At 61.7% G+C, this 12,703-nt stretch carries 9 protein-coding genes; 1 reads left to right on the forward strand and 8 read right to left on the reverse strand.

What is annotated here, in order from left to right:
- A complete protein-coding gene (locus APH34_RS16460; RefSeq protein ID WP_054902098.1) occupies positions 1 to 1,113 on the reverse strand; it encodes an S-(hydroxymethyl)glutathione dehydrogenase/class III alcohol dehydrogenase in 1,113 nt (370 codons plus the stop codon).
- A 107-nt stretch (positions 1,114 to 1,220) separates the two neighbouring features.
- Between APH34_RS16460 and APH34_RS16465 the strand changes: the two genes are divergently transcribed.
- Positions 1,221 to 2,117 carry a LysR substrate-binding domain-containing protein gene (locus APH34_RS16465; protein ID WP_054902099.1) on the forward strand — a complete coding sequence of 299 codons (897 nt, stop codon included), beginning with the start codon at positions 1,221 to 1,223 and terminating at the stop codon, positions 2,115 to 2,117.
- Positions 2,118 to 2,154: 37 nt separating this feature from the next.
- Here the strand turns inward: APH34_RS16465 and ispD are convergent, their stop codons facing one another.
- From ispD to dnaE, 7 genes are all read right to left on the reverse strand, one after another.
- Positions 2,155 to 2,862 (reverse strand): 2-C-methyl-D-erythritol 4-phosphate cytidylyltransferase, encoded by a 708-nt coding sequence (ispD, locus tag APH34_RS16470; RefSeq protein ID WP_054902100.1) that lies wholly within the window; start codon positions 2,860 to 2,862, stop codon positions 2,155 to 2,157.
- Positions 2,859 to 3,140, reverse strand: coding sequence for a cell division protein FtsB (gene ftsB, locus APH34_RS16475; RefSeq protein ID WP_023534037.1), 282 nt, complete (start codon positions 3,138 to 3,140; stop codon positions 2,859 to 2,861). Before ftsB ends, ispD begins: the two co-directional genes overlap by 4 nt.
- A gap of 162 nt (positions 3,141 to 3,302) precedes the next feature.
- Entirely contained in the window at positions 3,303 to 4,592 is a 1,290-nt protein-coding gene (eno, locus tag APH34_RS16480) for a phosphopyruvate hydratase (RefSeq protein WP_027920020.1), read from the reverse strand.
- Between the two features lie 196 nt (positions 4,593 to 4,788).
- The gene (locus APH34_RS16485) at positions 4,789 to 6,417 is read right to left on the reverse strand and encodes a CTP synthase (RefSeq protein WP_054902101.1); all 1,629 of its coding nucleotides are present in this window, start codon (positions 6,415 to 6,417) and stop codon (positions 4,789 to 4,791) included.
- 269 nt (positions 6,418 to 6,686) lie between these two features.
- A complete protein-coding gene (tilS, locus tag APH34_RS16490; RefSeq protein ID WP_054902102.1) occupies positions 6,687 to 7,967 on the reverse strand; it encodes a tRNA lysidine(34) synthetase TilS in 1,281 nt (426 codons plus the stop codon).
- Between the two features lie 54 nt (positions 7,968 to 8,021).
- A complete protein-coding gene (locus tag APH34_RS16495) occupies positions 8,022 to 8,969 on the reverse strand; it encodes an acetyl-CoA carboxylase carboxyltransferase subunit alpha (protein WP_054902103.1) in 948 nt (315 codons plus the stop codon).
- 105 nt (positions 8,970 to 9,074) lie between these two features.
- Positions 9,075 to 12,599 carry a DNA polymerase III subunit alpha gene (dnaE, locus tag APH34_RS16500; RefSeq protein WP_054902104.1) on the reverse strand — a complete coding sequence of 1,175 codons (3,525 nt, stop codon included), beginning with the start codon at positions 12,597 to 12,599 and terminating at the stop codon, positions 9,075 to 9,077.
- Positions 12,600 to 12,703 lie beyond the last annotated feature (104 nt).

Here is a 12,703-nt window from a genome sequence, read left to right on the forward strand (position 1 = left end):
TCAGAAGTGGATCACGCTGCGGATGCTCTTGCCTTCGTGCATCAGGTCGAAGGCCTTGTTGATGTCCTCCAGGCCCATGGTATGGGTGATGAAGGTGTCCAGCGGGATCTCGCCCTTCTCGGACATTTCCACGTAGCTTGGCAGCTCGGTACGACCACGCACGCCACCGAAGGCAGAACCGCGCCAGACGCGGCCGGTCACCAGCTGGAACGGACGGGTAGCGATCTCCTGACCGGCACCGGCCACACCGATGATCACCGATTCACCCCACCCCTTGTGGCAGCACTCCAGGGCAGCACGCATCAGCTGCACATTGCCGATGCATTCGAAGGAAAAGTCCACGCCGCCATCGGTGAGGTCGACGATCACTTCCTGAATCGGGCGGTCGTAGTCTTTCGGGTTGATGCAGTCAGTGGCACCCAGCTGGCGGGCGATTTCGAATTTGGCCGGGTTGATATCGATGGCGATGATGCGCGAGGCCTTGGCCTTGACCGCACCGATCACCGCCGACAGGCCGATACCGCCCAGGCCGAAAATGGCCACAGTGTCACCTGCCTTGACCTTGGCCGTGTTGAGCACTGCGCCGATACCGGTGGTCACGCCGCAACCGAGCAGGCAGACCTTTTCCAGCGGTGCTTGTTTCTGGATCTTGGCCACGGAGATTTCCGGCAGCACCGTGTACTCGGAGAAGGTCGAGGTGCCCATGTAATGGAACAGCTGCTGGCCTTTGTACGAGAAGCGGGTGGTACCGTCCGGCATCAGGCCCTTGCCCTGAGTGGCCCGAATGGCCTGGCACAGGTTGGTCTTGCCCGAACGGCAGAATTTGCACTGGCCGCACTCTGGGGTGTACAGCGGGATCACATGATCACCGACGGCTACCGACGTGACGCCCTCGCCCACTGCCTCGACGATAGCGCCGCCTTCATGGCCGAGGATCGACGGGAAGATGCCTTCAGGGTCAGCGCCGGACAGGGTGTAGGCGTCAGTGTGGCAGACACCGCTGGCGACCACGCGCAGCAGCACCTCGCCCGCCTTGGGCATGGCGACGTCCACTTCGACGATTTCCAGGGGTTTCTTGGCCTCGAAGGCGACGGCAGCGCGGGACTTGATCATCAAGGGTCTCCAGACAGAAGGACAATTCAGGCTTGCAGTGTAATTCAGCTCGTTTTGGTTAATAATCCGAGCAAGGACAAAACATTATTGCTGTACAGGGATAATCGATGAGCAGTCGCTGGGAAGGCATCGACGAATTCGTTGCGGTGGCCGAGTCAGGTCAGTTCACCGCCGCTGCCGAGCGCTTGGGCGTGTCGTCTTCACATATCAGCCGGCAGATCGCCCGCCTGGAAGAACGCCTGCAAACGCGCCTGCTGTATCGCAGCACCCGCCGTGTCACGCTGAGCGAAGCTGGGCAGACATTCCTGCAGCACTGCCAGCGTCTGCAGGACGGTCGCGAAGAAGCGATGCGTGCCATGGGCGACTTGGCCAGCGAGCCCAAAGGGCTGCTGCGCATGACGTGCGCCGTGGCCTACGGAGAGCGGTTCATCGTGCCGCTGGTCACTCGCTTCATGGCGCAGTACCCGCAGTTGCGTATCGAAGTGGAACTGAGCAACCGCACGCTCGATCTGCTGCATGAAGGCATGGACCTTGCGGTGCGGCTGGGGCGACTTGCCGATTCCAGGCTGGTAGCCACGCGCCTGGCACCGCGGCGCATGTACCTGTGTGCCTCGCCTGCCTATCTGGAACGCTATGGCCGACCGCACAGCCTGTCGGAGCTGGCCCGGCATAACTGCCTGGTCGGCAGTTCTGACCTGTGGGCATTGCAGCAGGATGGCCGCGAGATCAGCCAGCGGGTACAGGGCAACTGGCGCTGCAACAGCGGGCAAGCGGTGCTGGATGCCGCGTTGCTGGGGATGGGGTTGTGCCAGTTGCCGGACTATTACGTGCTGGAACATCTCAATAATGGCGCACTGATGTCGCTGCTCGAAGCGCATCAGCCACCGAACACGGCGGTGTGGGCACTGTACCCGCAACAGCGGCACCTGTCGCCGAAGGTCCGGCGGCTGGTGGACTATCTGAAGGAAGGGTTGGCGCAGTTGCCAGCGTATCGGGTTGCTTGAGAGGCTCAGCTGAGCCTCCAGGCCTCGCACAGGCAACTCAGTGGCGGTTGGCCCAGCGCTGGCGGAGCCACTCCAAATCTTCCGGCCGGGTCACCTTGATGTTGTCGTTGCGCCCCTCGATCAGACGCGGCGCCTGGCCCGCCCATTCGATGGCGGACGCTTCATCGGTCACCACCACATCGGACACCAGGCACTCCGCCAAGGCCCGGTGCAAGGCCCCCAGGCGGAACATCTGTGGCGTATAAGCCTGCCAAATGGTGCTGCGGTCCACGGTGGCGCTCACCCGGCCATTGGCATCGGCACGTTTGAGGGTATCCCGCGCGGGTACCGCCAGCAGCCCCCCTACGGGGTCGTCCGCCAGTTCCGACAACAAACGGTCCAGGTCAGTGCGCGCCAGGTTCGGCCGCGCCGCATCGTGCACCAACACCCAGTCGCTGTCCGACGCCCCTTGGGCGTGCAACAGCAGCAAGGCATTGAGTACTGAGTCCGCACGTTCGTGGCCACCGGTCGCACGCTGGATGCGTGGATCGCTGGCGCAGCGCAAGCCAGGCCAGTAAGGGTCATCCGTAGCGATGCTGACCACCACGCCCTTGAGCGTCGGATGGCCTAGAAAACAGTCGAGGCTATGCTCGAGGAGGGTTTGCCCACCCAATTGCAAATATTGCTTGGGGCGGTCTGCAGCCATGCGGGCACCGACACCCGCAGCAGGAATCACGGCCCAGAAAGCCGGTAATGTATCGATCATTTTTGTGGCAGCTGGAAGAGGGTTTCGCCCTCTTTGACCATTCCCAGTTCATGACGAGCCCGTTCTTCGACGGTCTCCATACCTTTCTTCAACTCCAGGACCTCGGCGTCGAGCACGCGGTTACGCTCCAGCAGCCGCTCGTTCTCGGCATGCTGCTCGTCGATCTGCTGCTTGAGCTCGGCCACTTGCGCCAGGCTGCCGTTACCCACCCAAAGGCGGTACTGCAGGCCACCGAGCAGCAGGAGCAGGACAAGGAACAACCAATAGGGACTGCGCATCAAGGTATCCAGGTTAAAAAGACCGCCGCATACAGGCAGGCCTCAAATAGCACGAAGCCTGGCCGAGGCCAGGCTTCGTCGACAGAAACCCGCATGAAGCGCCAGAAATTTCAGTACGAAAGTTCCGACAGCCTCGGCTGCTGTCTTTTTACCATCTCTTGCTTAGCCGCGAAACTCGGCGCGACCACGGTAAACCGCTTTGGCGCCCAGTTGCTCTTCGATACGCAGCAGCTGGTTGTACTTGGAAACGCGGTCGGAACGGCACAGCGAGCCAGTCTTGATCTGGCCTGCAGCGGTACCCACGGCCAGGTCGGCAATGGTCGAGTCCTCGGTTTCACCAGAACGGTGCGAGATAACTGCGGTGTAGCCAGCAGCCTTGGCCATCTGGATGGCTTCCAGGGTTTCGGTCAGCGAGCCGATCTGGTTGAACTTGATCAGAATCGAGTTACCGATGCCCTTCTCGATGCCTTCCTTGAGGATCTTGGTGTTGGTCACGAACAGGTCGTCACCGACCAGTTGCACCTTCTCGCCGATCTTGTCGGTCAGGATCTTCCAGCCGGCCCAGTCGGACTCGTCCAGGCCGTCTTCGATCGAGATGATCGGGAAACGCTCGGTCAGGCCCTTCAGGTACTCGGCAAAGCCTTCGGCGTCGAACGACTTGCCTTCACCGGACAGGTTGTACTTACCGTCTTCGTAGAATTCGGAAGCCGCGCAGTCCAGTGCCAGGGTAACGTCGGTGCCCAGCTTGTAGCCGGCTTTCTCGACGGCTTCGGCGATCGCGCCCAAAGCGTCTTCGTTGGAAGCCAGGTTAGGTGCGAAACCGCCTTCGTCACCCACGGCAGTGTTCAGGCCACGGGCCTTGAGCACGGCCTTGAGGTGGTGGAAGATTTCGGTGCCCATGCGCAGGCCGTCGGAGAAGGTCTTGGCGCCAACCGGCTGAACCATGAACTCCTGGATGTCGACGTTGTTATCGGCGTGCTCGCCACCGTTGATGATGTTCATCATCGGAACCGGCATCGAGTACTGGCCTGGGGTGCCGTTCAGGTTGGCGATGTGCGCGTACAGCGGCAGGTCCTGGTCCTGGGCAGCGGCCTTGGCGGCAGCCAGGGAAACAGCCAGGATGGCGTTGGCGCCCAGCTTGGCCTTGTTCTCGGTACCGTCCAGTTCGATCATGGCGCGGTCCAGGGCCTTCTGGTCCGAAGGGTCCTTGCCCAGCAGCAGGTCACGGATCGGGCCATTGATGTTGGCGACGGCCTTCAGCACGCCCTTGCCCAGGTAACGGCTCTTGTCGCCATCACGCAGCTCCAGCGCTTCGCGCGAGCCGGTGGAAGCACCGGACGGCGCGCACGCGCTGCCGATGATGCCGTTGTCGAGCAGTACATCGGCTTCCACGGTGGGGTTGCCACGCGAATCGAGAACTTCACGACCTTTGATGTCGACGATTTTTGCCATTGTTGTAAGCACTCCAGAATTGACGAAAACAACGCAGCTTTAGGAAATTCTTGCCTTGTGCCAGGCGTAGATGCGGCAGGCAGGCCTGGCAGAAGCAGCCCCTGACCGGCAGGTCAGGGGCAGATCGGGCGGTACTTTACCCGAGAAATGAGCTTTGCGCGGTTTCTACCGTCGGAAAACTCATCAAAGCCCTGGATCAGGCTTTGCTCTTCTGTGCCAGAGCGGCCTTGACGAAGCCGCTGAACAGCGGGTGGCCGTCACGTGGGGTGGAGGTGAACTCCGGGTGGAACTGGCAGGCGACGAACCATGGGTGATCCTTCGACTCGACCACTTCCACCAGCGCGCCATCTTCGGAACGACCAGAAACCACCAGGCCTGCGTCGATCAGTTGCGGCAGCAGGTTGTTGTTGACCTCGTAACGGTGACGGTGACGCTCGGTGATCACGTCCTTGCCGTAGCAGTCGTGCACCTTGGAACCGGCGACGATCTGGCAGTCCTGCGCGCCCAGGCGCATGGTGCCACCCAGGTCGGACGCTTCGGTGCGGGTCTCGACGGCACCGGTGGCATCGGCCCACTCGGTGATCAGGCCGACAACCGGGTGGCCGCTGTTACGGTCGAACTCGGTGGAGTTGGCGTCCTTCCAGCCCATCACGTTACGGGCGAACTCGATCACCGCCACCTGCATGCCCAGGCAGATACCCAGGTACGGCACCTTGTTTTCACGTGCGTATTGCACGGCGGTGATCTTGCCTTCCACGCCACGCAGGCCGAAACCGCCGGGTACCAAGATGGCATCGGCGCCTTCGAGCAGGCTGGTGCCCTGGTTCTCGATGTCTTCGGAGTCGATGTAACGCAGGTTGACCTTGGTGCGGTTGGTGATGCCGGCGTGGCTCATCGCTTCGATCAGCGACTTGTACGCATCCAGCAGTTCCATGTACTTGCCGACCATGGCGATGGTCACTTCGTGCTCAGGGTTGAGCTTGGCATCGACCACCTTGTCCCACTCGGACAGGTCGGCGCCATTGCACTGCAGGCCGAAACGCTCGACGACGAAGTCGTCCAGGCCCTGGGCATGCAATACGCCCGGGATCTTGTAGATGGTGTCGACGTCTTCCAGGGAGATGACCGCACGCTCTTCGACGTTGGTGAACAACGCGATCTTGCGACGCGACGAGGCATCGACCGGGTGGTCGGAACGGCAGATCAACACATCAGGCTGCAGGCCGATGGAGCGCAGTTCCTTGACCGAGTGCTGGGTCGGCTTGGTCTTGGTTTCACCTGCGGTGGCGATGTACGGGACCAGGGTCAGGTGCATCAGCATGGCGCGCTTGGAGCCCACTTCGACACGCAGCTGACGGATAGCCTCGAGGAACGGCTGCGACTCGATGTCGCCCACGGTACCGCCGATTTCCACCAGGGCCACGTCGGCATCGCCGGCGCCCTTGATGATGCGGCGCTTGATCTCGTCGGTGATGTGCGGGATGACCTGGATGGTCGCACCCAGGTAGTCACCACGACGCTCCTTGCGCAGCACGTGCTCGTAGATACGGCCGGTGGTGAAGTTGTTGTTCTGGGTCATGGTCGTGCGGATGAACCGCTCGTAGTGGCCCAGGTCCAGGTCGGTCTCGGCGCCGTCCTGGGTGACGAATACTTCACCGTGCTGGAACGGACTCATGGTGCCAGGATCGACGTTGATGTACGGATCCAGCTTGAGCATGGTGACCTTGAGCCCCCGCGCTTCCAGGATGGCCGCCAGGGAAGCCGAGGCAATGCCTTTCCCCAATGAAGAAACAACACCGCCCGTGACGAATATGTAGCGCGTCATGAAAAACCCTAGAAGTCTGCGTTAAGGCGGCCAGCGCCGCCGGAGAAAGCGAAGGAAGGCCGAAGCCCCCGATCACCTGCGTCAATCACAGTGCATCTCGAAAAACTGCCGCGTCTGTACAGACCAGGGGAATCCCCGGCATGGAGCTCGCTCGTCATTTTAAGAATCAGCCCAGCAAAAAACTGCTTGGTAATCGGCAACTGCTGTGTTTCCGAGGAAGCCACAGAAGTTGTATCAAGAAGGGAGGGTAGTCTACCGGAATGTACCCTTCAGCTCAAACCTTGCGCGTTCGTCGGAGGCTGCCAGTGCAACTGGCAATCCGCCTGCCCGAGCTGGGGCAGGTTGGCCACTGCCAACAGGCGCTCGCCGCCGTACAGCAGCGGCAACCTCGGACGCACGAAGTGTGGGACCTGCAGTTCGTTGAGCAAGCGCTTGAGGTCGCGCTTGCCACGGCCGGGCACGTCCAGTACTTCACCGCCCTGACGGTAGGCGATATGCAGATCGCCCGTAGGGCGCCCCTGCAGGTGGACGCTGCCATTGCCAGGCAGGGACAACGGGATTTGGGGCTGACGCCAGCGCTGCGGGCCGACGGCAGGTTGCAACCAAGCACCACTCAACCACCAGATCCGACCGTGGCTGCGCACCAGTTGCCCATCGGTCAGTTTCCACACGGGCTGGGCATCGACTGCAGCATCGCGAAGCTCGGCCCAGCCCGCCCAATGACGGGTATCCGGCAAACGCGTTCGCTGGCACAGCCAGTGCTGCAGCGCATTGCGCTGGCGCGCCGGCGATAAGGCGGCGAGGGCCGCGAGATCGAGGGAGTCCAACCCCGGCCAGGTGCTGGGTGCGCCCTCCCCGCATGCTGTCAGGTCGCCCTCTGCCAGCTCATCGAGCAGCCCCTGCGCTTCGCCAAGGTGCGCGGCGCAACGGGCCAGGTTCTGACTGGCTTGCGGCCAACGTTTCTGCAACACGGGGAAGACGTCGTTGCGCAGGAAGTTGCGGGCGAATGCCGTATCGCGGTTGGAGGGGTCTTCGATCCAGATCAGCCCGTGGGTTTGGGCATAGTCATGCAATTGCTGGCGTGAACACGTCAGCAGCGGCCTGGCCAGGCTGCCCTGCCCCAACTGGCGCTGTGCGGGCATCGCAGCCAGGCCGCGCAAGCCGGCGCCGCGCAATAGACGAAAGAGCAGGGTTTCGGCCTGGTCTTCGCGGTGCTGGCCGGTGAACAACACCTCACCGGGGCCCAGGATGCGTCTGAATGCCGCATAGCGGGCATCGCGGGCAGCCTGTTCGAGGCTCGCGCCGGGAGCGACCTGGATGTGGACGATGGAGAGTTCGATACCCAGGCGGTCGCAGACTGCCTTGCAGTGGGCTGGCCAGGCGTCGGCGGCGGGTTGCAGACCATGATGGATGTGGATGGCGTGCAGCGGGGGCGTGGAGTGGCTGCGCGCGTAATCGGCCAGCAAATGCAGAAGGACAGTGGAATCGAGGCCGCCGGAGAAGGCGATGTGCCAGGCAGGCGCGTTGAGCCAGGGGGTGAGGTTGATCATGGACGCCTCACATCATTCGAAAACGCTGGGGCCGCAGCGCGGCCCCAAGCGCTGTCAGAGGCCGTAGCTCATCAGGCGCTCATAACGACGGGCCAGCAGCGCGTCGTTGTCGAACTTGCCCAGCATGTCCAGTTGCTGAACCAGGTCAGCACGAATGCTTTCGGACATTTTCGCCGGGTCGCGGTGCGCGCCGCCCAGCGGCTCTTCGATCACCTTGTCGACGATGTTCAGGCTCTTCAAACGTTCGGCGGTGATACCCATGGCTTCGGCAGCGTCAGCGGCCTTGTCGGCAGTCTTCCACAGGATCGAAGCACAGCCTTCCGGCGAAATCACCGAGTAGGTGGAGTACTGCAGCATGTTCAGCTGGTCGCACACACCGATGGCCAGCGCACCGCCAGAACCACCCTCACCGATCACGGTGGCGATGATCGGGGTCTTCAGACGCGCCATGACGCGCAGGTTCCAGGCGATCGCCTCGCTCTGGTTGCGCTCTTCAGCGTCGATCCCAGGATAGGCGCCCGGGGTATCGATGAAGGTCAGGATCGGCATCTTGAAACGCTCGGCCATTTCCATCAGGCGGCAAGCCTTGCGGTAGCCTTCAGGACGAGGCATACCGAAGTTGCGGCGGACCTTTTCGCGCACTTCGCGACCTTTCTGATGGCCAATGACCATGACCGGCTTGCCATCCAGTCGCGCGGTACCGCCCACGATAGCGGCATCGTCCGAGAAGTGGCGGTCGCCGTGCAGCTCTTCGAATTCGGTAAAAATGTGCTCCAGGTAGTCCAGGGTATATGGACGACGTGGGTGACGGGCCAGACGAGCGATCTGCCAGCTGGTCAGGTTGCCGAAGATGCTTTCGGTCAGGGTGTTGCTCTTGTCTTGCAGACGGGCAATTTCATCGCTGATGTTCAGCGAATTGTCGTTGCCCACCAGGCGCAGCCCTTCGATCTTGGCTTGCAGGTCGGCAATCGGCTGTTCGAAATCGAGAAAATTCGGGTTCATAGTCATCCGTCTTGGGTCTACGGCCAGGCGGCCGGCCGGTTGATCCGTTTGGCGCCCTACCTTAAGGGATCAGGCGCATTCAGGTCGAGATTAAATTTCGTCGGTTCAACGATATTGCAGGAAGACGTTCTCACGCCCGAACTGGTCACGCAGCGCCTGAATCAGGCCATCGGCGGGGTCGATCGACCATTGGTCGCCGAACTGCAGCATGGCCTTGGCGTCGCTGCCGGTGTATTCGAGGGTGATCGGGCATCCGCCACGGTGGCGGGTGATCAACTCGCCCAGCCAGGCCAGGCGGTCACCCTTGAGCGCATCATGGGCAACCTTCAGGCGCAGGCTTTCGGCCAGCTTGGTGCGCGCATCTTCCATGGTCATCACCTGCTTCACCCGCAGGCGCAGGCCACCGGAGAAGTCATCGTTGCTGACCTCACCTTCGACGACCACCATTGCGTCGTTCTGCAACAGTGCCTGGGCGCCCATATAGGCATCGGCAAACAGCGACGCCTCGATACGCCCTGAGCGGTCGTCCAGGGTGACGAAGCCCATCTTGTCACCCTTCTTGTTCTTCATCACCCGCAGCGCAATGATCATTCCGGCGATGGTCTGTGTTTCGCGGGACGGTTTCAGGTCAATGATGCGCTGGCGGGCAAACCGGCGGATCTCACCTTCATACTCGTCGATCGGATGGCCGGTGAGGTACACCCCAAGGGTGTCCTTCTCGCCCTTCAGGCGCTCCTTGAGCGTCAGTTCACGTACCTTGCGGTGGTTGGCATAGACGTCGGAGTCCTGTTCGACGAACAGGCCACCGAACAGGTCGACATGACCACTGTCAGCGGTGCGTGCGGTCTGCTCAGCGGCCTTGATGGCTTCTTCCAACGCTGACAGCAAGGTGGCACGGTTGATGTCGATGCTGGCGTGGTACGCCTTGATCTCGTCATGGAAGTGCGGACCGAGGCGGTCCAGGGCACCGCTGCGGATCAACGCATCGAGGGTGCGCTTGTTGACGCGCTTGAGGTCGACCCGCTCACAGAAATCGAACAGGTCTTTGAACGGGCCGCCTTCAGCACGTGCCTCGACGATGACCTCGACCGGCCCCTCCCCGACCCCCTTGATGGCGCCAAGGCCATAGATGATGCGGCCGTCGTCATTGACCGTGAACTTGAACTCCGAAGCGTTCACGTCCGGCGCATCGAGGCGCAGCTTCATGCTGCGAACCTCTTCGATCAGCACGACCACCTTGTCGGTGTTGTGCATGTCCGCCGACAGTACCGCGGCCATGAACGGCGCCGGGTAGTGTGTCTTGAGCCAGGCGGTCTGATAGGAAACCAGGCCATAGGCGGCCGAGTGGGATTTGTTGAAGCCGTAGCCGGCGAACTTCTCCACCAGGTCGAAAATGTTGCCGGCCAGGTCTGCATCAATGTTGTTGGCGACACAGCCTTCGATGAAACCACCGCGCTGCTTGGCCATCTCTTCGGGCTTTTTCTTACCCATGGCCCGGCGCAGCATGTCGGCGCCGCCAAGGGTATAACCCGCCATCACCTGCGCAATCTGCATCACCTGTTCCTGATACAGAATGATGCCGTAGGTTGGCGCCAGAACAGGCTTCAGGCCTTCGTACTGGTAGTCCGAGTGTGGGTAGGCCAGTTCGGCGCGGCCGTGCTTACGGTTGATGAAGTCGTCCACCATGCCCGATTGCAGCGGGCCCGGGCGGAACAGTGCCACCAGTGCGATAAGGTCTTCCAGACAGTCGGGCTTGAGCTTTTTGATCAGCTCTTTCATGCCGCGCGATTCGAGCTGGAACACCGCCGTGGTCTCGGCTTTTTGCAACAGCTCGTAGGTCTTGCGGTCATCCAGCGGGATGAAGTCGATGTTGACGTCGGGCAGGTTGTTCTTGGCCTGCTCGCGGTTGATTGTCTCCATTGCCCACTTGATGATGGTCAGGGTACGCAAACCGAGGAAGTCGAACTTGACCAGGCCGGCGGCTTCGACGTCGTCCTTGTCGAACTGGGTTACCAGGCCACCGCCCTCTTCGTCACAGGCAATCGGCGAAAAATCGGTGAGCTTGGTCGGGGCGATTACCACGCCACCGGCGTGCTTACCGGTGCCCCGGGTCACCCCCTCGAGTTTGAGCGCCATGTCCCAGATTTCGCGGGCGTCTTCGTCCCCCTTGAGGAAATCACGCAGGATTTCTTCCTGCTCGTACGCTTTCTCCAGGGTCATGCCCACTTCGAACGGGATCATCTTCGACAGGCGGTCAGCCAGGCCGTAGGACTTGCCCTGAACCCGCGCCACGTCACGCACCACCGCCTTGGCGGCCATGGTGCCGAAGGTGATGATCTGGCTTACCGCGTTGCGACCGTACGCTTCGGCCACGTAATCGATCACTCGGTCACGGCCATCCATGCAGAAGTCGACGTCGAAGTCGGGCATGGAAATACGTTCAGGGTTGAGGAAGCGCTCGAACAGCAGGTCGTAGGCCAGCGGGTCGAGGTCGGTGATCTTCAGAACATAGGCCACCAGCGAACCGGCACCCGATCCTCGGCCTGGGCCGACCGGCACGCCATTGTTCTTGGCCCACTTGATGAAGTCCATAACGATCAGGAAGTAGCCGGGGAAACCCATCTGGATGATGATGTCCAGCTCGAACTTCAGCCGATCCAGGTAGACCTGGCGCTTCTCTTCGTAATTGGGCGTGGTCTCCTTGGGCCAGAGCACCGCCAGGCGCTCCTCCAAACCTTCATGGGAAACATGGCGCAGGTAGTCATCAATGCCCATGCCATTGGGCGTCGGGAAGTCGGGCAGGAAGTACTTGCCCAGTTGCACCTGGATGTTGCAGCGCTTGGCGATCTCGACGGTGTTGGCAATGGCGTCGGGCAGGTCGCTGAACAGCTCGGCCATTTCCTCAGCGCTCTTGAGGTATTGCTGGTCGCTGTACATCCGCGGGCGCCGCGGGTCGTCCAGGGTCCAGCCCTCGCCGATGCAGACGCGGCTTTCGTGGGCATCGAAGTCTGATTGCTTGATGAAGCGCACATCGTTGGTTGCCACCAGCGGCGCACCGAGCTGGTCGGCCAGGGCCACGGCGGCGTGCACGTACTCTTCATCACCGGCACGGTTGGTACGCTGCAGTTCGACGTAGAAACGCTCGGGGAACATGCCCAGCCAGTCGCGCAGCAGCGCCTCGGCTTCGTCGCTCCGGCCGGCCATCAGGGCCTGGCCGATATCGCCTTCCTTGCCTGCGGACAGGGCAATCAGCCCCTCGCTGGCCGGAGCGATCCAGTCACGCTGGAGAATCACCAGGCCATTGCGCTGGCCGTCGGTCCAGCCGCGCGAAATCAGCTCGGTAAGGTTACGGTAACCCGCAGGGTTCATGGCCAAGAGGCAGAGGCGCGACAGCGGTGCCTCAGGGTCGGCACCGGCCAGCCACAGGTCGGCACCGCAGATCGGCTTGATCCCGGCACCCATGGCGGTCTTGTAGAACTTCACCAGCGAGCACATGTTGCTCTGGTCAGTGATCGCCACCGCCGGCATGTTCATTCCAGCCAGCGCCTTGGCCAGCGGCTTGATCCGCACCAGGCCGTCGACCAGCGAGAATTCGGAGTGGACGCGCAGGTGAACGAAGGGAACCGACATGGAGAATCCTGTAGCAGTGCTGAACGACAAGGGCGGGATTGTAGCGTAAATGCGTGAGGGATTTGGGCCTGCTTCGCAGCCCATCACGACACAAGGCGACTGCT

The organism is Pseudomonas sp. NBRC 111131 (assembly GCF_001320525.1).
Classification (GTDB): Bacteria; Pseudomonadota; Gammaproteobacteria; order Pseudomonadales; family Pseudomonadaceae; genus Aquipseudomonas; species Aquipseudomonas ceruminis.

Coding starts and splice junctions, on each gene's coding strand:
- APH34_RS16460 (WP_054902098.1), bottom strand. CDS start 1,113: ATGATCAAGTCCCGCGCTGCCGTCGCCTTCGAGGCCAAGAAACCCCTG.
- APH34_RS16465 (WP_054902099.1), top strand. CDS start 1,221: ATGAGCAGTCGCTGGGAAGGCATCGACGAATTCGTTGCGGTGGCCGAG.
- ispD (WP_054902100.1), bottom strand. CDS start 2,862: ATGATCGATACATTACCGGCTTTCTGGGCCGTGATTCCTGCTGCGGGT.
- ftsB (WP_023534037.1), bottom strand. CDS start 3,140: ATGCGCAGTCCCTATTGGTTGTTCCTTGTCCTGCTCCTGCTGCTCGGT.
- eno (WP_027920020.1), bottom strand. CDS start 4,592: ATGGCAAAAATCGTCGACATCAAAGGTCGTGAAGTTCTCGATTCGCGT.
- APH34_RS16485 (WP_054902101.1), bottom strand. CDS start 6,417: ATGACGCGCTACATATTCGTCACGGGCGGTGTTGTTTCTTCATTGGGG.
- tilS (WP_054902102.1), bottom strand. CDS start 7,967: ATGATCAACCTCACCCCCTGGCTCAACGCGCCTGCCTGGCACATCGCC.
- APH34_RS16495 (WP_054902103.1), bottom strand. CDS start 8,969: ATGAACCCGAATTTTCTCGATTTCGAACAGCCGATTGCCGACCTGCAA.
- dnaE (WP_054902104.1), bottom strand. CDS start 12,599: ATGTCGGTTCCCTTCGTTCACCTGCGCGTCCACTCCGAATTCTCGCTG.